20 protein-coding genes are annotated in these 22,100 nt (G+C 63.2%); 8 read left to right on the top strand and 12 right to left on the bottom strand.

Annotation, left to right across the window (positions count from 1 at the left end):
• The first annotated feature begins 4 nt into the window (after nt 1-4).
• Nucleotides 5-1,492 (top strand): NADH-quinone oxidoreductase subunit N, encoded by a 1,488-nt coding sequence (locus VNN77_02520; GenBank protein ID HXG50264.1) that lies wholly within the window; start codon nt 5-7, stop codon nt 1,490-1,492.
• A 186-nt stretch (nt 1,493-1,678) separates the two neighbouring features.
• Nucleotides 1,679-2,272 (top strand): ABC transporter substrate-binding protein, encoded by a 594-nt coding sequence (locus VNN77_02515; GenBank protein ID HXG50263.1) that lies wholly within the window; start codon nt 1,679-1,681, stop codon nt 2,270-2,272.
• Nucleotides 2,273-2,297: 25 nt separating this feature from the next.
• On the opposite strand, the gene VNN77_02510 is transcribed toward VNN77_02515, so the two are convergent.
• A complete protein-coding gene (locus tag VNN77_02510; GenBank protein ID HXG50262.1) occupies nt 2,298-2,918 on the bottom strand; it encodes a glutathione S-transferase family protein in 621 nt (206 codons plus the stop codon).
• A 147-nt stretch (nt 2,919-3,065) separates the two neighbouring features.
• Here VNN77_02510 and VNN77_02505 point away from each other — a divergent pair, with 147 nt between their 5' ends.
• From VNN77_02505 to groL, 3 genes are all read left to right on the top strand, one after another.
• Nucleotides 3,066-3,446 carry a cytochrome c gene (locus VNN77_02505; protein ID HXG50261.1) on the top strand — a complete coding sequence of 127 codons (381 nt, stop codon included), beginning with the start codon at nt 3,066-3,068 and terminating at the stop codon, nt 3,444-3,446.
• Between the two features lie 117 nt (nt 3,447-3,563).
• Nucleotides 3,564-3,854 carry a co-chaperone GroES gene (gene groES / locus VNN77_02500; protein ID HXG50260.1) on the top strand — a complete coding sequence of 97 codons (291 nt, stop codon included), beginning with the start codon at nt 3,564-3,566 and terminating at the stop codon, nt 3,852-3,854.
• A gap of 27 nt (nt 3,855-3,881) precedes the next feature.
• A complete protein-coding gene (gene groL / locus VNN77_02495) occupies nt 3,882-5,504 on the top strand; it encodes a chaperonin GroEL (protein HXG50259.1) in 1,623 nt (540 codons plus the stop codon).
• A 154-nt stretch (nt 5,505-5,658) separates the two neighbouring features.
• Here the strand turns inward: groL and VNN77_02490 are convergent, their stop codons facing one another.
• Nucleotides 5,659-6,081 (bottom strand): Hsp20/alpha crystallin family protein, encoded by a 423-nt coding sequence (locus VNN77_02490; GenBank protein HXG50258.1) that lies wholly within the window; start codon nt 6,079-6,081, stop codon nt 5,659-5,661.
• A 168-nt stretch (nt 6,082-6,249) separates the two neighbouring features.
• Here VNN77_02490 and VNN77_02485 point away from each other — a divergent pair, with 168 nt between their 5' ends.
• The 3 genes from VNN77_02485 (at nt 6,250) to VNN77_02475 (ending at nt 8,557) form a co-directional block, all read left to right on the top strand.
• Nucleotides 6,250-6,708: an Hsp20/alpha crystallin family protein gene (locus VNN77_02485; GenBank protein ID HXG50257.1), complete on the top strand. Its 459-nt coding sequence runs from the start codon at nt 6,250-6,252 to the stop codon at nt 6,706-6,708.
• A 24-nt stretch (nt 6,709-6,732) separates the two neighbouring features.
• Complete coding sequence (locus VNN77_02480) at nt 6,733-7,131, top strand: Hsp20/alpha crystallin family protein (GenBank protein ID HXG50256.1); 399 nt, start codon at nt 6,733-6,735, stop codon at nt 7,129-7,131.
• A gap of 367 nt (nt 7,132-7,498) precedes the next feature.
• Nucleotides 7,499-8,557: a trypsin-like peptidase domain-containing protein gene (locus tag VNN77_02475; GenBank protein HXG50255.1), complete on the top strand. Its 1,059-nt coding sequence runs from the start codon at nt 7,499-7,501 to the stop codon at nt 8,555-8,557.
• On the opposite strand, the gene VNN77_02470 is transcribed toward VNN77_02475, so the two are convergent.
• From VNN77_02470 to VNN77_02425, 10 genes are all read right to left on the bottom strand, one after another.
• Nucleotides 8,550-9,581 (bottom strand): PhoH family protein, encoded by a 1,032-nt coding sequence (locus tag VNN77_02470; GenBank protein ID HXG50254.1) that lies wholly within the window; start codon nt 9,579-9,581, stop codon nt 8,550-8,552. The two genes, VNN77_02475 and VNN77_02470, sit on opposite strands and share 8 nt — an antisense overlap.
• Entirely contained in the window at nt 9,581-10,006 is a 426-nt protein-coding gene (locus VNN77_02465) for a secondary thiamine-phosphate synthase enzyme YjbQ (GenBank protein HXG50253.1), read from the bottom strand. Before VNN77_02465 ends, VNN77_02470 begins: the two co-directional genes overlap by 1 nt.
• Nucleotides 10,007-10,079: 73 nt before the next feature.
• Nucleotides 10,080-12,713, bottom strand: coding sequence for an alanine--tRNA ligase (alaS, locus tag VNN77_02460; protein ID HXG50252.1), 2,634 nt, complete (start codon nt 12,711-12,713; stop codon nt 10,080-10,082).
• Between the two features lie 8 nt (nt 12,714-12,721).
• The gene (locus VNN77_02455) at nt 12,722-13,099 is read right to left on the bottom strand and encodes a regulatory protein RecX (protein ID HXG50251.1); all 378 of its coding nucleotides are present in this window, start codon (nt 13,097-13,099) and stop codon (nt 12,722-12,724) included.
• Between the two features lie 116 nt (nt 13,100-13,215).
• The gene (recA, locus tag VNN77_02450) at nt 13,216-14,265 is read right to left on the bottom strand and encodes a recombinase RecA (GenBank protein ID HXG50250.1); all 1,050 of its coding nucleotides are present in this window, start codon (nt 14,263-14,265) and stop codon (nt 13,216-13,218) included.
• Nucleotides 14,266-14,287: 22 nt separating this feature from the next.
• Complete coding sequence (gene thpR, locus VNN77_02445) at nt 14,288-14,857, bottom strand: RNA 2',3'-cyclic phosphodiesterase (GenBank protein ID HXG50249.1); 570 nt, start codon at nt 14,855-14,857, stop codon at nt 14,288-14,290.
• The gene (locus VNN77_02440) at nt 14,854-16,104 is read right to left on the bottom strand and encodes a competence/damage-inducible protein A (GenBank protein HXG50248.1); all 1,251 of its coding nucleotides are present in this window, start codon (nt 16,102-16,104) and stop codon (nt 14,854-14,856) included. Before VNN77_02440 ends, thpR begins: the two co-directional genes overlap by 4 nt.
• Before the next feature lie 135 nt (nt 16,105-16,239).
• Nucleotides 16,240-17,361, bottom strand: a complete 1,122-nt coding sequence (locus tag VNN77_02435; protein ID HXG50247.1) for a peptidoglycan DD-metalloendopeptidase family protein — start codon at nt 17,359-17,361, stop codon at nt 16,240-16,242.
• 351 nt (nt 17,362-17,712) lie between these two features.
• Nucleotides 17,713-20,268 carry a VWA domain-containing protein gene (locus tag VNN77_02430; protein ID HXG50246.1) on the bottom strand — a complete coding sequence of 852 codons (2,556 nt, stop codon included), beginning with the start codon at nt 20,266-20,268 and terminating at the stop codon, nt 17,713-17,715.
• Entirely contained in the window at nt 20,265-22,100 is a 1,836-nt protein-coding gene (locus VNN77_02425; protein HXG50245.1) for a BatA domain-containing protein, read from the bottom strand. The genes VNN77_02430 and VNN77_02425 overlap by 4 nt, the downstream gene beginning before the upstream one ends.

Here is a 22,100-nt window from a genome sequence, read left to right as displayed (position 1 = left end):
GGCCATGGACCTCAACAATTTTCAAAGTCTCGCCTTCTTCTGGCCGGAGATCCTTCTCACGGGAGCGGTATTGCTGATCGTCGTGATCGATCTGGTCGCCGCCGAGAAGCGGTTTCTCGCGAGCGTCGCGCTTCTCGGCTGCGCGGGCGCGTTGATCGCCGCCATCGACCTCTATGGGGCGCCCCAGGGCTGGCTGTTCCACCGGATGATCGTTCTCGACCGGTTCAGCCTGTTCTTCAAGGTCGTGTCGCTGGTCGCCGCGAGCGCCACCATCTGGATGTCGATGGGAAGCGACGAGATCCGCCGGGTACCGCAGGGCGAGTACTACACGTTGCTGCTGACCTGCACGCTGGGGATGTTCTTCATGGCCTCCGCGAGTAACCTCCTCACGGCGTATCTCTCTCTGGAGCTGGTGAGCCTGGCTTCGTACGTTCTCACCGGCTTCCTCCCCCACAACCGACGCTCCAGCGAAGCCGCGCTCAAGTACTTGATCTACGGCGGCGTCGCCTCGGGAGTCATGATCTACGGAATGAGCTGGATCTTCGGCATTGCGGGAAGCCTGGATTACGCGGCGATCCAGCAGGCGCTCGCGAGCAAGGCGGATCTCAACCGCACCGCCCTCTACATCGCCTTCGTCTTCATCCTGGCTGGCTTCGGCTACAAGATCGTTTTCGTGCCGTTCCACATGTGGTCTCCCGACGTCTATCAGGGGGCGCCTACGCCGTTCACGGCCTTTCTCTCGGTGGCCTCCAACGCTGCCGGGATCGCGATCCTGATCCGTTTCTTTTTTCCCGTGCTGTCGCGGCCGATCGCGTCCGGCGAGTGGGCGTTCATCTCGGGCGTCGAATGGCCTCACGTCCTGCTGTTCGCCAGCATGGTCACGATGACGCTCGGCAATCTCTGCGCGCTCAACCAGAGCAACCTCAAGCGCATGCTCGCCTACTCGGGGATTGCGCACGCGGGCTACATGCTGATGGGGCTCGCGATTCTGAACAACGAGGGGCTGCGCGCGATTCTCTTTTACATCGCCGTTTATCTGATCATGAATCTCGGGGCCTTTCTCGTGGTTGCCATGATGGCGAACGCGACCGGCAGCGAGGAGATCGGGAGCTACCGGGGGCTCGCGTGGCGCGGCGCGGTGGTGCCCGCCGCCTGCCTGACCGTGTTTCTCTTCTCGCTCACCGGGCTCCCGCCTTTCGCCGGCTTCATCGGCAAGTTCTTTCTCTTTGCGGCCGTTTTGCGCGAAGGCGGCGCGTTCGTGATCCTGGCCGTAGTGGGAATCCTCAACAGCGTCGTTTCGCTCTACTACTACGCGAAGATCGTCAAGGTGATGTTTCTCGAGGAGCCCGACCCCTCCGATCCCGCGATTGCGGTCGCTGCGAACGGGTTGAGCCTGCTCATTCCACTCGCGGTTCTGACCGTCGTTCTCGGTGTCTACTTCTCGCCTCTGGCTCAATACGCCGGCGGGTCGCTCAATTTCTTCGTGCGATAGCGGTCCGGGACCGTACTGCCCGATCGAGCCTTCCCAGGCCCGGCGTTCATTTTCCGTTGATTTAGCCGATTTTCGCCGCCTTCACGCAGATCGTTCAACGTAATCTCTCTGTTTTTCAATGAGTTATATAAAGGGCTCCAATGGCCCGGTCATTGCGTTTTCCCGAGCCCGACGGGGAGGTGGGCTATGGCAAAACGGTCAAGGCTGTCCCTGGCACTGGTTTTTTGTTTTTTTGCATGGATCCCCCGGGCCGACGCCCGAACGCCGACGGAGCAAGTCCGCGAAACCATCGAACAGGTCGTCGTGGCGGCAAACGGTTCCGCCGGAGAAAACCCGGTTGCGCGGCTCGAGCTGATGCGGCGGGTGCTGATGCCGCGGTTCGACTTTTTCGAGATGTCGCGCCAGAGCCTGGGAAAACATTGGAACGCGGTGGGCGAGCGGCAGCAGGAGTTCGTCACGAGCTTCGCCGAGTTTCTCGGCAACGCCTATCTCGGCCGGATCGTCTCGTACAAGGACGAAGAAATCAGGTTCCTCGGCGAGCGGGTCGAGCGCGACAGAGCCGAGGTCGCCACCAGGGTGGTGCCGCGCCGGGGAGAGCCGCTGACGGTCAATTACCGCCTGCATCGGGTGGATGATCAGTGGAAGATCTACGACGTTGTCGTGGAGGAAATCAGCCTGATCGGGAACTATCGGGCCCAGTTCAGCCGGATTCTGGCGAACGGAACGTTCGACGACTTGATGCGAAGGTTGCGGGAGAAGGGCCCGACGTCCCGGCCGTAGTCGGGCGGTCGGGTGCTCCGCGCCGTCAGGTCACCGGAATCATGATGTGGGTCCGATAGGGCGGACGCTCGCAGAGTCTGCGATACCAGTCTTGCACGCGGCTGAATTCCGGACGCTCGACAGGCAGGTTGAACCAGCGGTACGCCCAGACGCCGAGCGGAATATCCCCGATCGAGAACTCGTCGCCTGCCAGGTAGGGGCTCGCCGCGAGCTGGTCGTCGACGATCTTCCAGGCGGCGGCGGTCCTTTCCAGGGCGGTGGTGATTCCTTTGGCGTCGCGTTTTTCTTCCGGCGTGCGGATGAGGGCCACGAACAGGGGAACCATCGCTGGATTGAACGTGGAGAGCTGCCAGTCCATCCACCGGTTGGCGTTGGCTCTACCTTCGAGACCTCCCGGGAGCAACCTTCCCCGGCCGTACTTTTCGACCAGGTAGCGAAGGATACTGTTCGATTCCCAGAGGACGAAATTCCCGTCGCGGATGGTCGGTACCAACCCGTTCGGGTTCATCTCGAGGTAGCTTCGCTCCCGGTTTCCCCCGAATTTTCCGCCGAGATCGATCCGCTCGAACTCGAGGCCGAGCTCACCGCAGCACCAGAGTACCTTCTGGACGTTGGACGAATCGGTTCTGCCCCAGATCTTGAGCATGCCCCCTCCCTTACCGCGCGTCGTGCGACTGGGGAGTTCTTATCACCGTTTTCCCCCTGAGAACAGACTCGCCGGGTGTGCTATCCTTGCGCGGGGTTTTCTGGTACAAACACGGACCGAATCCCGCCGGGCCGCGAGGAAATGAGGGTGACGTGGAGAAAGAGTTGCGCAGGAATCGTTCTCGGGCTGGGGCTCGTCCCATCCCTTGCCATACCGCAGAGCATGACCGAAGGGCGGAAGCTCTACGCCGCCTACTGTACCGGGTGTCACGGGGAGAACGGTAAGGGGGACGGCGTGGCCGCGCGGGCGCTGCCTGTAAAGCCCGCCGACCACACGGACGGCAAGACGATGGGGGTGTTATCGGACGCCTACCTGCGCAGCATCATCGAGAAAGGGGGAGCGGGTGTGGGGAGGTCCTCGTTTATGCCATCCTGGGGCGGCCAGCTCAGGCCAGACGAGATCGGCGCCCTGATTGCCTATATCCGCAGCCTCGCCCGGCCAACGCAAGGGTCGGGTGGGAAGCAGTAAAATGACGGCTTTTTCGGCCGTCCCCCCCTTGACGAAAAACAAGCCCGGCTTAAATTTGACGATTAAAAAACCAGTCTCCTGGTTAGGTAAATCTACGTTTTATTTTGAGGAGGTGCTATGGCAACGAAAATCCGCCCCCTGCATGACAGGGTGATCGTCAAACGCATCGAGGAGGAGGAGAAAACGAAAGGCGGGATCATCATACCGGATACCGCCAAGGAAAAGCCCCAAGAAGGGCGAGTCGTGGCCGTGGGGCCGGGGAGGCACGAGGACGGCAAGGTCATCCCCTTGAGCGTCAAGGCGGGAGACAAGATTCTTTTCGGAAAGTACTCCGGAACGGAAATCAAGCTGGACGGCGAGGAGCATCTCATCATGCGGGAAGATGACATCCTCGGCGTCATCGAGTAGGGATTCGATCAAGGAGGGAAGAGAAAGATGGCTGCAAAAGAGGTCCGTTTTGCCGAGGAAGCCCGAAGCAAGGTGCTGCGCGGCGTCAACATTCTGGCCGACGCGGTCACCGTAACTCTGGGGCCCAAGGGCCGGAACGTAGTCCTGGAAAAGTCATGGGGCGCACCGACCGTGACGAAGGACGGTGTGACCGTAGCTAAAGAGATCCAGCTGGAAGACAAGTTCGAAAACATGGGCGCGCAAATGGTCAAGGAGGTGGCGAGCAAGACGTCGGACGTCGCCGGCGACGGCACGACCACCGCGACCGTGCTGGCGCGCGCCATTTTCAGCGAGGGCCTCAAGCTGGTCGCTGCCGGACACGACCCGATGAGCATCAAGCGCGGGATCGACAAGGCAGTGGAGAAGGTCGTCGAGGAGCTCAAGTCGCTTTCCAAGCCCACGCGCGATCGGGAGGAAATCGCCCAGGTCGGCACCATCTCGGCGAACAACGACAAGACCATCGGAGACATCCTCGCCGAGGCGATGGATAAAGTCGGCAAGGAGGGCGTGATCACGGTCGAGGAGGCGAAGGGGCTGGAGACCACCCTCGATCTGGTCGAGGGAATGCGGTTCGACCGGGGTTACCTGTCGCCGTACTTCGTGACGGACGCCGAGCGAATGGAGTGCGTTTACGAGGACGCCTACCTTTTGATCCACGAAAAGAAAATTTCCAGCATGAAGGATCTGCTGCCCGTGCTCGAAGCGGTTGCCAAGACCGGCAAGCCGTTACTGATCATCGCCGAGGATGTCGAGGGCGAGGCGCTCGCAACCCTGGTGGTCAACAAGATCCGCGGCACGCTGAAAGTAGTGGCCGTCAAGGCGCCGGGCTTCGGCGATCGTCGCAAGGCGATGCTGGAGGACATCGCGATTCTGACCGACGGCAAGATGATCGCCGAGGAGCTGGGCATCAAGCTGGAGAACGTGACCTTGAAGGATCTTGGCCGCGCCAAGCGGGTGATTGTCGACAAGGACAACACCACGATCGTCGAGGGGGCGGGGAAGAAATCCGCCATCGAGGGACGGATCAACCAGATCCGCGCGCAGATCGAGGAAACCACCTCGGATTATGACCGCGAGAAGCTCCAGGAGCGCCTGGCGAAGCTTGCCGGCGGGGTGGCCGTGGTGAAGGTCGGCGCGGCGACCGAGGTCGAGATGAAGGAAAAGAAGGCCCGCGTCGAGGACGCGCTCCATGCAACCCGCGCGGCGGTCGAAGAAGGCATCGTGCCGGGCGGCGGCGTCGCTCTGGTGCGCGCCTCGGCGGCCCTGGCGAATCTCCGGGTCTCCGAAGAGGAGCGTGTCGGCGTGCGCATCGTTCAGAGGGCGTTGGAGGAACCGCTGCGTTGGATCGCCACCAACGCCGGCGCCGACGGCTCGGTCGTTCTCGACAAGGTGAAGAACGGTAAGGGAGCGTTCGGTTTCAACGCCGCGACCGAGGAGTTCGAGGACCTCGTCAAAGCGGGGATAGTCGATCCGACCAAGGTCGTCCGCACCGCGCTGCAGAACGCCGCGTCGGTGGCGGGCCTGTTGATCACGACCGAGGCGATGATCGCGGAGAAGCCCGAGAAGAAGAAGGAAGCGGCGCCGCACATGCCGCACGGCGACGAGTTCTGAGCGCCGAAGCCGGCTTCGAAGCACAAAAGGGTGCTCTCGCTGCGAGAGCACCCTTTTTTTTGGCCGAGTTTTTTGCTCGAGCGGAGTGAAGGCGGAAGATGATGGGAAAAAGAACGCGGCCGGGGGGCTCGCTTTCCCCCGGCCGACGGTTTTCTCAGTGAACGGTGACCTCGATCTGGCGCGGCCTGGCTTTCTCGACCTTGGGCACGCAGATTTCGAGCACTCCATCCCGGTACGTGGCCTGGATGGCGTCCGTTCGGGCGTTCTCCGGCAGATAAAATCGCCGCGAGAACTTGCCGGAAGGCCGCTCGAGGTGATGATATTCGATGCCTTCGGCCGAAGCTCGCTTGCGTTCGCCGCTGAGCATCAGCGAGCGCTCGTGAACCTCGACGTTGAGATCCTCGAGCTTCATTCCAGGAATGTCCGCCTGGATCAGGTAGGCGTCCTTGCTTTCCAGGATATCCACCGGAGGATTCCAATCGCCGGCGAAGCCGGTGGTGACCAGGCCGAAAGCCTCATCCAGCAGGTCGCCGAGGCGGTTCAACCTCTCGAACGGTTCCCATCTGACCAGCTCCATCGTTCTCTCCTTTCAGGGGCGTCGTGCAAGCCCTGCCGGAAAGCTAAGCACCGCGCCCGGTGCCGTCAATGGCACGGCCCTGCAGGCCGGAGCGACTTGACAGCGGCCAGTCGATGGCTAACTTGCCTTCGATCGTTCCCGAGGGCGAGCTGGAAAGGAGAGAGATCGATGGCTCGATGGGATCCTTTCGAGGAAATCGAGGCTTTACGGCGGGAAATCGACCGGGCTTTCGAGGGCTTCGGCCTGGGGCAGGAATCGTGGCATCCGGTCGCTTTTCTTCCGGGTAAGGCGCCGCGACGCTACCCGTTGATCAATCTGCTGGAGGACAAGGACAACCTCTACGTTGAGGCGCTCACCCCCGGCATCGACATCGGATCGCTCGAGGTAACGGTGCTGCAAAATCGCCTCACGTTGTCGGGCGAGAAATCCAGGATCGGCGAGGACGTGCGGCCGGAAGCGTTTCACAGAAGCGAGCGGGCGATCGGACGGTTCGTGCGGACCATCGACTTGCCCGTCGAGGTGGACGAGGCGGGGGTCGAAGCCGAATACAAGAACGGCCTCTTGCTGGTGAAGCTGCCGAAGGCGGAGAAATCGAAACCCAAGCAAATCAACGTCAAGGTCTCGTAAGGCGAAATTCGGAGGACCGTTACGATGGCGGAGAAAACGGTAGCGACGCGCGGTCAGCCGAGAACGACGACCGTTCGCGAGGAGACGCGAAGTCAGGAGCAGTACGTGACTCCGCCGGTCGACATCTACGAAACCGGCGACGGGCTCGTGGTCAAGGCCGATCTTCCGGGCGTGTCCAAGGACGATCTCGAGGTGCGCGTGGAGAACAACATACTCACCATCCGCGGCAAGCCGTCGCACATTGCTCCGGGCGATCCGATCTATCGCGAGTACCGGCTGGCGAGCTTCTTCCGACAGTTCGAGCTGAGTGAAAAGGTGGACCAGACCAAGATCGCCGCGGACCTCAAGCACGGCGTCCTGAGCCTGACCCTTCCCAAGGCGGAAGAAGCGAAGCCGCGAAGGATCGAGGTAAAGATCGCGTAGGCACCGCGCCTGCGTCGGGAGACCGCTGGGGATACAGGGCCGAAGCGCTCGATCGGCCTCGCGACGGCTGGCGCGAAAGAGCGCAGCGAGAAGATGCGCGCTTCCGTCCGCGCCGCGGACCGACCCTGCAAGCGGGTCCCGTCGCAGCAGCCCGCGCCGGACGGCTGGCAATCCCCGCTCCAGGTGGTATAAAAATCGAAGGAAAATCGCCGGACGCCTGTGTGCGCCTGTGCGCCCGGACCGCGGCACAGCTTGCCGCACGAATCGGACTTCCCGAGGTGACACCGTGTCCAGACCAACCCTGAGAGCGGCAAGCCGCCACGCCTGGATTTACGCGGCCGTGCCAGCGGCTTTGGTTTTTCTGTTCTTGGTTTTTGCGTTGAGGGAGGTGCTGGTCGGGGGCGCGGCGCTCAACGACCCTCGTGCCCAGCCCCGGGCGGTCACCCCGCGAGGCGACCTCGGCGCCGACGAGAAAGCAACCATTGCGCTGTTTCGTCAGGCATCTCCTTCGGTGGTTCACATCACCAGCATCGCCGTCCAGCGCGATCTTTTTTCCCTGAACCTGCTCCAGATCCCGGAGGGAACGGGCACCGGCATCATCTGGGACAACACCGGCAACATCGTCACCAACTTTCATGTCATCCAGAATGCCGCCGCAGCTCAGGTGACGCTCGCGGATCAATCCACCTGGAAAGCGAGGCTCGTGGGCGTCGCCCCCGACAACGACCTGGCGGTCCTCAAGATCGACGCGCCGGCCAGCCGCCTTCCCGCCATTCCGATCGGCACCTCCAAGGACCTTCAGGTCGGGCAGAAGGTTTTCGCGATCGGCAATCCCTTCGGCCTCGACCAGACGCTCACCACGGGCGTGATCAGCGCATTGGGGCGAGAGATCGAGTCGGTGACGCGACGGCCGATTCAAGGCGTCATCCAGACCGATGCCGCGATCAACCCGGGCAACTCCGGAGGGCCGCTGCTCGACAGCGCAGGACGACTGATCGGGGTCAATACGGCCATTTACAGCCCGTCCGGGGCTTCGGCAGGGATCGGCTTCGCTATTCCGGTTGACACGGTGAACCGGGTCGTGCCGGAGCTGATCCGGCACGGCAAGGTCATCCGCCCCGGACTGGGGATTCAGATCGCCGAGGAGCCGATCGCTCAGCGGCTCGGGGTCAGGGGAGTTCTGGTGGTCGATGTCATCCCGGGCGGTCCGGCGGCCAGGGCGGGAATGCGGCCGACGCGCAGGGACGCCACCGGCCGCGTGCGCCTAGGCGACATCATCGTCGGCCTCGACGGCAAGAAAATCGAGTCGCCCAACGATCTGTTCCTGGCTCTGGAAAAGTACAAGGTCGGCGATACCGTCTCGGTGAGCGTGATCCGCGACGGCAAGCCCCTGCAGTTGAAGGTCCGTCTGGAAGCGATCAGCTGACGGGCTCGCGGGACGGGTTTTCCGCCGAGCCCGCCTGCCTCTCGTCGCGCTCGTAGGCCGCTATGATCTCCTGCACCAGGTGGTGGCGTGCCACATCTTTTTCCGTGAACGTCACGAACCGGATTCCGTGTACCCCTTTGAGGATGCGCACCGCTTCCTTCAGCCCGGAAGGCTTCCCCGCAGGGAGGTCGATTTGGGTCGCATCGCCGGTGATGACCGCCTTCGAGCCGTAGCCGAGCCGGGTGAGAAACATCTTCATCTGCTCCGGCGTGGTGTTCTGCGCCTCGTCGAGAATCACGAACGAGTCGTTGAGCGTTCTGCCCCGCATGAAGGCGAGGGGCGCCACCTCAATGGTGCCGCGCTCGACGAGCTTGTGCGCCCGGTCAAAGTCGACCATGTCGTGGAGCGCGTCGTACAGCGGCCGCAGATAAGGGTTCACCTTCTCCGCAAGGTCGCCAGGCAGGAACCCGAGCTTCTCGCCGGCCTCGACGGCGGGTCGGGTGAGAATGATGCGCACGTAGTTGTTCTTCATCAGCTCGGCCACTGCCATGGCCATGGCCAGATAGGTCTTGCCGGTTCCCGCCGGGCCGATACCGAAGACGATGTCGTAGCGACGGATCGCGTCGATGTAGGCCTTCTGCGCGATGCTCTTGGGCGTGATGGTTCGCTTGTGCGCCGAGATGTAGATCGTGTCGAGAAAAATGTCCTGCAGCCTGGTGCGGCTGTCGGCGCTGAGAATCCGGATCGCGTAATCCACGTCGCTGGCGTAAACCGGGTAGCCTTTTTCCAGCAGGCCGTAAAGCTGCTTGATCAGCCGGGTCGCAAGATCGACCTGGACCGAGTCGCCGGAGACTTCCACACCCGAGCCGCGCGCCCGGATGTGGACGCCGAGGGCGTGCTGGATGATCTTGACGTGCTGGTCGTGCTGTCCGAGCAGGTCGCGGAACAGGCGCGGATCCTGGAACTCCAATTGCTGGGTCTGGACGGCGTGCGCGCCGCAAACGGCGGTTTCCTTTTCCTCGATCACTCCGCTTCTCCTATGAGTTGAACGACGATCTGTCGGGTCCGCGGTCGGTTGTCGAAGTCCAGCAGCACGATCTGCTGCCAGGTTCCGAGCGCCGGACGGCCGTCTTCGACCGGAATCGCCAGTGACGGCCCGAAAAGCGACGCACGCAAGTGGGAGAAGCCGTTGTCGTCGTTCCAGCGCTCGTCATGATGGTAGCGCCTGTTCGAGGGAATCAGCTTTTCCACCAGCTCCTTGAGATCGCGGACCAGTCCAGGCTCGTGCTCGATCGTGGTGAGAGCGGCGGTCGAGCCCGATACGAACAGCGTCGCCACGCCCGAGCGCAGCTTCTCGCGCGCGATCAGCCGCGTGACTTTCCCGGTGATGTCGACGACGTCGCAAAATCCGGAGGTGCTTTCGGTCAGCGTGGCAGTGGTGATCTTCATCCGTCAAAACCCGCAGGGTACCGTCCGCCGGGCGAAGCATCGGGAAACCGGATCAGAACGGCCTTGCGGCGCTTCACGTCGTGCTCCGGATGAGCTCCTGGGCGCGTTCCAGGGCAGCGTGGATCTTGTCCGGGTCCTTGCCGCCGGCCTGAGCGAAGTCGGGACGGCCGCCGCCTCCTCCGCCGACGATAGAGGCAAGCTCCTTGACGATCCTTCCCGCGTGATACCTGCGCACCAGATCCGGGGTGACGCAGGCCACCAGGTTGACGCCGTGCTCGCCGGCTGAAGCCAGCACCAGAACACCTGAACCGATTCGCTCCTTCAGCTGGTCCGCCAGTTCCCGGAGCTGCCTGGAGTCGACGCCGTCGACCCGCGCCACCAGCATGCCGACACCGTTCACCGTTTGCTTCTTGGCCATGAGATCCGGAATGCGATTCGTGCTCGTCTGCTCGCGCAGGCGCTCGAGTTCCTTCTCCAGCTCCCTTTGCCGGTCGAGCAGCTTTCGCACCCGGTCGACCGCCTCCTCGGGGGTAGAGCGCAGAAGCCGGCCGATCTCGCTCAGGCCCTCCTCGTAGCGGCGGATGAGATCGAGCGCGCTTTCCCCGGTCAACGCCTCCACCCGGCGCACGCCGGCCGCAACCCCGGCTTCGCCCTGGAGCTTGAACAGGCCGATCTCTCCCGAGTGCCGCACATGGGTGCCGCCGCAGAGTTCGGTGGAGAAATCGCCGATCCTGACCACGCGCACCACGTCGCCGTATTTCTCGCCAAAGAACGCCAGAGCGCCGGCGCGCACGGCCTCCTCATAGCTGGTTTCCTCGATCCGCACCTCGGCGTCCTGGCGGACCCGCTCGTTCACCTTCTCTTCGATGGCGTGCAGCTTCTCCGGCGGGATCGGGCCGGTGTGGCTGAAGTCGAAGCGCAACCGGTCGGGAGCGACGAGAGAGCCGGCCTGACGGACGTGCGATCCCAGCTCCTCCCGCAGCACGGCGTGCAGGATATGGGTGGCCGAGTGGTTGAGCATCGTGCGTCGGCGGTGCCTCGGATCGACGACCAGGTGAACGACGTCGCCCACCTGGAAGCGGCCTTTTCGCACCCGGCCCCGGTGCACGGTGAGAAGGGGCGTGGGATGCTGTGTGTCGAGCACTTCCATCCGGTCGCCGCGCGCGGTTTCGATGTAGCCGCGATCGCCGACCTGCCCGCCGGACTCGCCGTAGAAGGGAGTTTCGGCCGTGAGCAGGTCGACCTCTGCACCCTCGGAGACTTCAGTCCTCCCCTGGCCTCCCGAGTAGAGAGCGAGCACGGTCGATTCCGCTTCCAGACGGTCGTAGCCGATGAATCTCACCGGGCGGTCGAGCTGGATGCGCGCGTCGATGTTCTGCGCCTCCCGGGCTTCCCGCGCCCGGCTCCGCTGCACCTCCATAAGCCGCTGAAAGCCCGCCTGGTCGACGGCGATCTGTTCGGCCCGCAGGATGTCCTCGGTAAGATCGAGCGGAAAGCCGTACGTATCGTAGAGCCGGAACGCGACCTCCCCCGGCAGCGTCTTTCGGTTGTCCCGTTTGAGTGCCGCGACCGCTTCGTCGAGCAGGGCGAGCCCCTTCTCCAGCGTCTCGGCAAAGCGCTCCTCCTCGCTGCGGAGCACCTCCTGGATGCGGGCCTGCTCGGAGCGAAGCTCGGGGTAGGCCTCGCCCATGACCTCGACGAGACTCGGAACGATCCGGTAGAGAAACGGCTCGTCGAGCCCGATGAGCCGGCCGTGCCGCGCGGCCCGGCGCAGCAGCCGCCGCAGGACGTACCCTCGTCCCTCGTTGCTCGGCAGGACGCCGTCGGCGACCAGGAAGCTCACGGCGCGCGTGTGATCGGCGATGACGCGGAAGGAGACGTCGGCGACGGGGTCGACGCCGTAGCGCCTTCCGGACACGCGCTCCGCCGCGGCGATCAGCTCACGCAGGAAGTCGACGTCGTAGTTCGACAGCACGTGCTGCAGGACCGCCGTGATCCGTTCGAGGCCCATCCCGGTATCGACGTGCTTGGCGGGGAGCTCGGAAAGGCGCCCGTCCTCGCCGCGGTTGTACTGAATGAAGACGAGATTCCAGAGCTCTATGTAGCGGGCGCAGTCGCCGTTGAGCTGGCAGACATGGCCCGCCCGCTCCTTTCGATCGCAAGCTTCCGGTCCGCGGTCGAGGTGGATCTCGCTGCAGGGGCCGCAAGGGCCGGTTTCGCCCATCTCCCAGAAGTTGTCCTTTTCGCCGAAACGGCGTACGCGCTCTGGCGGAAGGCCGCTGATCCGCAACCACAGCCTCTCGGCTTCGTCGTCCTCGAGATAGACGGTCGCCCAGAGCCGGTCCACCGGGAGTCCCCATTCGCGGGTGAGCAGCTGCCATGCCCACTCGATCGCCTCCGGTTTGTAATAGTCGCCGAACGACCAGTTCCCGAGCATCTCGAAGAACGTATGGTGATAGGTGTCGCGCCCTACGGCCTCGAGGTCGTTGTGCTTGCCGCTGATCCGCAGGCACTTCTGGGAATTGGCGGCGCGCACGTAAGGCAGCTTCTCAAGGCCGAGAAAAACGTTCTTGAACTGCACCATCCCGGCGTTGGTGAACAGCAGCGTCGGGTCCTTTTCCGGCACGAGCGACGCGCTCGGGACGATGGTGTGGCCGAGCCTGGCAAAATGGCTCAGGAAGGACTTGCGTACCTCGTTTCCAGTGATCATGAATTTCAGCAACCCTCGATCCCGCGCGACAGCAGATCCGAGATCACGCTGTCGCTGTATCCTCGCCGCTTGAGAAAGGCGGCGGCGCGCCGCACGATCCCGGGATCGGCGGTGTCGAGGGTCTTGAAGCGTTTTTCCAGCAACGACCTCGCCCGGCTGTGCTCGTCCGCTTGCGCGAACACCTCCCGCATCACCTCCGAGATCAGCTCGGGGTCGATCCCTTTGGCCCTCAGCTCCTCCTCGATTCGCCCGCGGCCGAGCCCCCGGCTTTCGGCCCGGGCCCGGGCCCATTCCCTCGCGAATTCCCTGTCATTAAGGTAATTCAACGAGCGAAGCTTTTCCAGTACGGCGTCGACGATGCGCCCGCGGAACCCCTTCCGCAGGAGCTCGGCCCGAACTTCGGATTCGCTGCGCGATCGACGACCAAGGTAGCGCAGCGCCGAATCGAGCGCCTGATCGGCGGGTCTTGGCTTGAATGTCGGTGGCTTCAGGGTTGAAGTTATCGCGGCTTGGCTTTTTCCTTCTTGTCCCCGGTCGAGGGAGACTCGGCGGTCCCCCGCTTCAGCCCCGCCTTTTCCATGATCTTCCCGGCGATTTGCGCGGCGATCTGCGGATGCTCACGAAGAAACTGCCTGGCCGCCTCGCGCCCCTGGGCGATCCGCTCTCCGCCGAAGGAATACCAGGCGCCGCTTTTCTCCACGATTCCCATCTCGCTGCCGAGATCGATGATCTCGCCGTCGCGGGAGATCCCCGTCCCGTACAGGATGTCGAATTCGGCCTCCTTGAACGGCGGCGCGACCTTGTTCTTGACGATCTTGACCCGGGCACGACCGCCGACGATGTTGTCACCGTCCTTGAGCGCACCGGTCCGGCGAATGTCCATTCGCACCGAGGCGTAGAACTTCAGGGCGTTTCCTCCCGTGGTGGTTTCCGGGTTGCCGAACATGACGCCGATCTTCATCCGGATCTGGTTGATGAACACGACGACTGTCTGCGAGCGCGAGATCGTCGCGGTCAATTTCCTCAACGCCTGCGACATCAGCCGGGCCTGCAGGCCCATGTGTGCGTCGCCCATCTCCCCCTCGATCTCGGCCTTGGGCACCAGCGCGGCGACCGAGTCGATGACCAGAACGTCGATCGCCCCGCTGCGCACGAGGGTTTCGGCGATCTCCAAGGCCTGCTCTCCGTGGTCGGGCTGGGAGATGAGGAGATCGTCGGTCTTGACGCCGAGCTTCTTGGCGTAACCCAGGTCAAGGGCATGCTCGGCGTCGATGTAGGCGCCCATGCCTCCCTGCTTCTGGGCTTCGGCGACGATATGGAGGGCGAGCGTGGTCTTTCCCGAGGATTCCGGACCGTAGATCTCCACCACGCGGCCCCGCGGCACGCCGCCGATACCGAGGGCGATATCGAGGCCGAGCGAGCCCGTCGGGATGACCGGAATGTCTTTCAGGGCGCCGGCCTCCCCGAGCTTCATGATGGCGCCTTTGCCGAACTGCCGTTCGATCTGGCTGACCGCGAGATCGATGGCTTTTTCCCTGTTCACGTCCATGAGCTGCCTCCATGAGGTCGCGTCACTCGACCTCGCCGTTGAGTTCGAAAATCCTGATCGGGGTGTAAACTGCGCCGCTGCGAGTGAGCACGCTCTGAAAGAGAACGATGTCCTCGACCGTCGATACGCCGAACTCGCGGCTGCGCCAGCGCTCCAGCTCGGTTCGCAGCGCTGCCAACCCGCCTTCCGGACGGCGCCAGCGGCCCACCGTGAGGTGGGGCGTGAAGGACCGCTTCTCCCGGTCGAAGCCCAACGGCTCCAGCTCGCTTTCCACTCGCGAGGCCAGTGCCTCCAATCCGCGAGCTTCGAGCCCGACCCAGAGCACTCGCGGCCGTCCGGTCTCGGGAAATACCCCTAGACCTTTAGCATTTATGGTGAAGCGCGAAAAGAGCTTTGCCGAGCGGCCGAGCGCCGATGAGATCGGCTCGATCTTCTCCTCGCTGATAGGACCGAGGAATTTCAAAGTCAAGTGGAAAGCTTCAGGAGCGACCCAACGGATCCCGTGCAGCTTAGGTTTGAGCTCCTCGATCGCAGCGGCAATAGCTCGGACCACCCGGCCGTCAAGCCTGATGCCCACGAAAGCACGAATCACGGTCGCTCTTTCGCTTGCGCCTGCAGCGCCAGTCGGAGCCAGTTGAGCGCTGCCTGCGAGGCAGCCTGGACGATCCGCTCTCGTCCGCCGTGAAATTGAAAGCACCGGGCTTCGTCTCCGCCGGCGTGGGACAAGGCGATCCAGACGGTGCCGACGGGCTTCTCCGCGCTTCCGCCGGTCGGCCCGGCGATGCCGGTGACGCCGAGAGCGGTCGTCGCTCCGAACCGTTCACGGGCTCCCTGCGACATCTCCAGCGCGGTTTCGCGGCTCACGGCCCCGAACTTTTCCAGCGTGGGCGCGCGAACCCCCAGAAAGCGGTGCTTGGCCTCATTGGCATAAGCGACCACGGAGCCTCGAAAATATGCCGAGCTCCCGGCTACACGCGTGATCCGATGGCTGATCAAACCTCCCGTACACGACTCGGCAAGAGCCAGGGTGTCCCGCCGGCGAAGCAACAGGCCGCCAACGACCTCCTCGAGCGTAAGATCGCCTTCGGCGTAGATGTAGTCGCGCAACAGCTCGCGGATGCGGTCGCGCAGCTGCTCGAAAAAGCCGTTGGCCCCGTCGCGCACGGTAAGCCTCAAAGACAGGTCCGGAAAGTGGGCCCGAAACGACAAGGTCGCCTTCTCGCCCAGCGGCAAGGGAGAGACGAGATCGTCGAGACGAGACTCCGTGAGCCCGTAAAGCTTGAACGTGCAACTTTCGATCCGGCCGGGCGCTCCGCTACGCTCCCGGAGCCACGGAAGGACCGACTGCTCCAGCATCACGGTCATCTCGTGCGGCACGCCGGGCAGCCAGACGAGCGGTTTTCCGGGGGCGAGGTCGACGCGAAATCCGGGAGCCGTGCCGACCGGGTTCGGTATGACCGTCGCTCCCTCGGGGAACAGGGCCTGTTTGAGGTTGTTTTCGGTCCAGGGGAGCCCGCGCGCGGCAAATCGGGCTTTGAGCTGGTCGACGACGGTTTCGTCGCGCCAGAGGCCGCGGCCGATAAACTCCGCGACCACCGCTGCGGTGAGGTCGTCTGCGGTCGGCCCAAGACCTCCGGTCCCGATCACGACATCGGCCATGGCGCGGGCCTGCTGCAAAGCCCAGAGCAGCTGCTCGCGGCTATCGCCGACCTTGATGACCGCAGCGATCTGGAATCCGTCGGCGGTGAGACGCTCCGCAATGACTGCGGAATTCGTGTCGACGACTCTCCCGGTGGTGAGCTCGTCCCCGCTGCTGATGATAACAGCTTTCGTGGGCATGTGACCGGCCGCCCGCACCGGGCAACCGCCCCGCGAACGTGCGCAACCGTGGACCGACTTCAGAATAGCAGAGAGACACCGGTTGCGAAAGCCGCAATGCAGCTCTTCAGCACCCCCCGCGATGCGGGGTCGTGATCAGGAGGGCGTGTCGCTCGGGAGCTGTACCAGGAGAAGCTGCTTGTGCTGCTCGAAGCGACGCTGGAGGGCCGGCTCGATCGCATCGTCGGCCGGAAAGTCGACGCTCAGCGGATCGACGTACTGGCCGTCCTTGTAGAGCTCGAAATGCAAATGGGGACCCGTGCTCCGGCCGGTCGAGCCGACATAGCCGATGATGTCGCCTTTTCTCACCGTGACGCCGTCCCGGATGCCGTAGGCGAAGCGATCCAGGTGGGCATACCTCGTGGTGTAGGCCGATTCATGCCGGATCTCGACCAGCTTGCCGTAGGCTCCGTTACGTTTGGCCGCCGTAACAACCCCGTCTCCCACGGCCCTCACCGGGGTGCCCCGGCGCGCGGCGAAATCGACGCCGGTATGCGGAGCATTGATTCTGAGAACCGGATGAAATCGGGAGCCGGTGAAATGAGAGGTGATGCTGGTGAACTCCAGGGGAAAGCGGAGAAAGGCGCGCGCGAGGCTCCTGCCCTCCTCGTTGAAGTATCCCCCGATTCCTTTCTGCCGCTCAAAATAGATGGCTGTCAGCTTCCGCCCGGCATTGATGAGCTCAGCCGCGAGGATACGCAAGGACGGCGCGGTCTCCTGTCCGCGGCGGCTTCGCTTCTCGTAAACAATCTTGAAGCTGTCACCGTAACCAATGTCACGTTCAAGGTTGACGTCCCAGGCAAAGATGTCGGCGAGCTGCGAGAGCAGAGCCGGCTGGATGCCTGCCCGCTGGCCGGAATCGTAAAGCGTCGAGTCGATTACGGCCGAAGCGGTGTGGACCTCGACATCGTAAGGTTTTTCCCGTTTTTGGAAAAGAATTCCCTTAGGGTCTTTCTCCCAGGTAAAGGTCCAGGCATCGTCGTAATCGAGCTCCAGCGCCTTCAGGGAGAGGTTGCCCGACCGCTGCGAGGGGGCCTTTCGCCTGCCGAAAAAGAAATGAATCTCACGCCCGGGGGGAAGAGGTCTGGTCGAGAGGTCGCGTTTGATCGAGCGCGTCCAGGTAAGCTTTTCACCCTTGGAGAGCTGGAAACGATTTAGAACATTTATCAGGTTTTCGCCCGGCCGGGTCCGATAGGTGACGTGCTCTCTTGGCTCCAAGGGCTCGTCCGGCTCGGGAGCAGCCTCGGGGGCGGGGGACGCCTTCAGCGCCTTTCGCGATCGGCTCGGGGCGCCGCTTTTTGCTTTGGCGGGTTGCTTCTGGATGGTTTTCTGCCTTACGGCTTCAGCTTCCTTGGGCTTGAAAGTCAGCGCCAGAACGAAAACCGATAGCCAAGCTAAGGTATTGAAAAAACGCGTTAATGTAATATTGCCGCTTCGGCTTTCGGCAATTCTGTAGAGATTTCTAAGCCGCCCCATGAGCAAAAAACCTTACCCTCAATAAACCGTTTCGCGCCGGCTGTCAAACGGAAAATGGCCGTCGGGCTGAGGCTGCGGGATTGTGAAAAACGCTCAGTTTTCGGCGTAGATTAGCCGCCGGACGGCGACCTCGAGCAGAAACAGCGCGAATACGGCGGCAATCAGCGGTGAGCGCAGCGGCTGGTAGCTGTGGATTACGGCGGCCTCGGCGCGGCGGGGAGCTTTGGAGGGGTTGAGTTCTCCGCCTGTGGCCTCGGCAAGCTCGGTGAGCAAGGGTAAGTTCGGCTGATTTCTAGGCAATTCGTGAAGGAGATCGTAGGGCAGCGTGTACCCGATCGGCGGATAGATCCGCCGCATGCCTCGGCGCTCCTCGGCGATATCTATGCGATAATCTCCCCGTGACCGCAGAGGCAGTTGGGTCTGGTAGTGGCCTGGAGCCACTCTTTTGAGGCTTCCGTCGGTTCTCACTCCTTTTCCGTTGACAACGAAGCTGAACCGGCTCTCGAGGCTGGCCTCGTCATAGACGTAAAGGTCCAGAACGGCGCGGTCTTGGACCACATTGATCCTGGCTTCATGGGGCGGTACCGTTTCTACCGGCGGCTGCAACCACCCCAGGATTTTTCCCCAGAACCCGGTCAAGCCCCCCCATGGGATCCAGTTCCGGCTCCAACGCCCTTCCATGTCCATCGTGAGGGCTACCGACTTTCCTTTTCCGTAGCGCCACGAGGCCATGAGGGGCAGCTTGCGGCCGTTGCGCGGCGTGGAAAGGTCCAGGCTGGCTCCTTTCTTGAGCTCGGTTTCGATCTGGCCCCGGATCGGCGGATAGGCCCCGGAGAACCCGGCGAGGATTTCCGACCCTTTTTCCTGGACGGGCATCCAGTCGCGCTCCGCCGGCGGCTCTTCGTCTCCCTTTTCCTGGAGTTGCTGCAGGGCGATGCGCGGGAGGGACGACGGATCGGCCGTATGGTGGAACAGGCCGCCGCCATACTGGCTGATCCGCTTCATGATGCGGATGTCGGCTTCCGGACCAATAGCGATGGCCGAAACGGTTATTTTCATTTCCGATTTCATCACGCTCACCAGGTCAATCAGCTCTCCCTGGCTGCCGCGGGTCTCGCCGTCGCTCAGGAGAATGACGTGCTTCCGGCCGGCGTTGAGCTTCTCGAGCTGCCGCTTCGCCTCGACCAGGGCCGGGAAAAAGTAGGTCTGGCCTCCGGGCTTGAGCCGGTCGACCTGCGCGGCGAAGCGGCCCCTCAGCCGCCCCACGGCATCGACCGGAACAACCACGAAAGGAGAAACATCGAAGCCGATGACGCCCAGGAGATCGTTGTCCTTGAGCTGATTGGCCACCGCCTTGGCGGCTTCCTGGGCGAAAAGGATCCGGTTGTCCTCGCGCATGCTCCCGGATTTGTCGATCACGAGAACCACGGCCCGGTTGTGCTCTTCCTTTTTGGGCTCTTTCAGCTCCACCGGCAGGATGGTCTCGACCGGGGTACCCCGGTATCCACCCGGACCAAAGCTCCACTCGCTCCCGAGCATCACGAAGGAGTTGCCTGAGGCCACGTGGCGTTCCACGGCCGCGAGATAAGACGCCGGGAATCGCTCGCGCTCGACGTTGTTGAAGATGACGACGTTGTAACCCTCAGGGGAGGGAGGAGCTTGGGTCGCCGAACGGGAGTGCACCTCGAAACCCTGGCGCTTGAGGAGCTCTTCCAGGTAGCGCCCCCCTCCCGGTCGGCCGTTGAGCAAAAGGACCTTTGCCTTGGAGCGGACGGCAACAAGCGCGTGGGCCTGGTTATCGGAAGCAATGGCGTCGGAGCCGCCGCGGCTCGGTGTGAATGTTGCGCGAAAGGTCGCCAAGGCGCCTCCTTCCGGCAATGCGACCTCGTAACGGAAAAGGCGGCTGCCGGGTCCGAGCTGGATCCTTTCGGTCTTGATCGTGTGGTCGTTCCTGGAGAGCGTCAACGTTCCCTCGACGTTGCCGTTGCCCTGGTTCTCCAGAACGACTTTCAGGCTCACATTATCGCCGCTCTCGCCGTGGCTCGGTGCGATGAGTCTCGAGACGGCGACGTTGGAGACCGCCAACGAGGTCACCGGAACGATGGGAAAAACCCTCACTCCGGCGGCCGCGACACGGGGCAGAAGCCGCCTTACGTCGCCCTCGGTTTCCCAGCCGTCGGTGAACAGGTAGAGGTCGCGCGGCCCGGTGCGAAGCGAAACAATCGTCTCGAAGAGCCTTTGGAGGTTGGTTTTATCGGGCTGGGTGGGCTCTCCGGCGCTGTTCCGGGCTTGCAGCCGCTCGGCCCAGTCGTCCGCCTCGACCGGCATCCCGCCGAAGAGAAAGACCCGATCGCCGGAGCGTGGCGGGAATCGCGCCGCAGCCTCGCGTGCCATCCAGGTTCGCATCTCGGCGGGAATGCTTGCGGAGACGTCGAAGGCGAACATGCGTTCCTCCCGGGTCTCCTTGGTCTGCTGACGGGAGATTTGCGGGTCCGCGAGCGTAAGGACCAAAAGCGTCACCACCACGCTCCGAAGGACGATCACCGCCAGAGAGCGCTGTCGGAGCCGAAGCCAGAGCAACGGAAGAGCTGCCAGAAACCAGAGAAAGGTCGGCCGCGCGAAATCGATGTTGAGGAGTTGTTCGATCATGCGGACCCGAAAATCCGCCTCAGCGAGGGGCGCGACCCTGAGACCGGGGGATACGTCCCGCCACCGGCGGGGCTCACAAACCATTCGACGATCAGCAATACGAAAGAGAAGAACGCCAGGTACGGCCAGAGAGAGCGGAGCACGGAGGGGTTCGTCCCTCCTCCAGTCTGCTGTCCCACGGCGATGGGCTGGGCAGTGCGCAGATCCGACTCGGTAACGCTGTCGAAGTTGACCGGAGTCAGTTCTGCTTGGTGGCCACGCTGGAGCCGATAGATGCCCTGGTAAAAAGTTCCTTGAAACCGGCTGCTTCCTCGAGCCAGGGCGATTTCCCCTCCCGCGGGCAAGACCAGACGATCACCTTGTTCCACTGGAGTAAAGACGAGCCCTTCTCCGGTCGTGACCTGTGGAGAGCCGGAGCTGCCGGCAAGCCAATCGAGAAAGTTCAACGTGAAGATCGACACCGGAAGATTGTCACGGCCCAGATAAGGAAATGGATCGAAGCCGAGAACCAGATAACGAAGGGTACGGGCCTCGGCAGCAACGGCGAGGGGGCCCTCCGGGCTCTCGATCACCGCTACCGCGGGCATTCGAGGCCGAACGTGGCGGGCGTAGGGTGGGCGGAACAACGCAAAGTTGACGTAACGGGTGAGCGGATGGGGGTCCCGCCAGGTCGAGACAACCACGCGCCCAAGCGGTTGCCCGAGGGAGGCCAGCGGATTGTGTTCCGGAGGCAGGACAAACAGAGCAGGATTGTCAGGCAGTCCGGCCGGCGTGGCAAAGTGAAAGATCTCGACGGCGAAATCGGAGCGCGGGGTTTGCAAGTAACGCTCAGGAGGTACGATTTCGAGCTCCAGCCCGGGTATAGAACGCAGGCTTGCCAGTGCCTGCGGACGCGGCGAAACCGCAAGCACCCGCATCGCCTTGCCCCGCGGCGGGACCGCAAAACGGGAGTTGTCCAGGGGGAGCGCATCGCTCGTGACTATCTCGGCCTGATAGTAGGGCCGATGCGGCAGGCCCTCGAACCCGACCTGCGCTGCTCTTCCCGCCTCGACCCTGAGCTCCCGGCTCGCGAGGGTGGAGGAGCCGCTCTTGATTGCGAGGGAAACTCGCGCCTCTCTTCCGGAGAGGTTCGTGAGCTCCACGGTCGCTTCGAGCGAGGGGGAGCCCAACGACGCGCGCGCAAGCCTGAAAGAGGTCACGGCAAGGTTGGGTTTCGGCTCGCCCACGCTTACCACCCGCGTGATCCCGGATTGGCTTCTGGATGGATGGTCGGTGAAAAAATAGATCCTGTCATAGCCATGCTCGCGCGCGAGGCGGTCGAAGGTCTCGGTGTGATCGACGGGAAGGTCGGGAAGATCGTACGGCTGGAGACGACCGATCTCCCGGCGCGCTTCGGCCGCAGTCAGGGAGCGCTCGTTCCAGCGCTCCAGGCGCGGCAGCCACAGGTACAGGTCCACGGCCGCCGGCGCGCCGGCAGCCGAGAGAAGCTCCCGGGCCTTTTCCTGGGCGAGCGCGAACCGGGTTCGGGACCCTTCCAGAGCCTGCATGCTCGCCGAGTTGTCGAATACCAGCGCCACCTTGCTCGGCCGCGCCGTCGACACCGGTTCCCCGAGCGCCAGGATCAGCAGGACGAGGAGCAGCAACTGCAAAAAGAATATAGGGGGTAACCGCAGCCGGCCCCACGGCCGCGGGCGGGAACGCGGGTCGATTTCCTCGAAAAGCAGCAGGCTCGAAAAGACGAACGATTGCGGTTTTCGGCGCACCAGATAGGGAACCAGGAGCAGGGGAAGCGCCAGGAAACCGAGGAGCGCACCGGGATTGAGAAATTCCAT

Source organism: Candidatus Zixiibacteriota bacterium (genome assembly GCA_035574315.1).
Lineage (GTDB): Bacteria > Desulfobacterota > Binatia > UBA9968 > UBA9968 > DATLYW01.
Note: the sequence above shows the minus strand (reverse complement) of the source record. Positions and strands in the feature narration are given on the sequence as shown.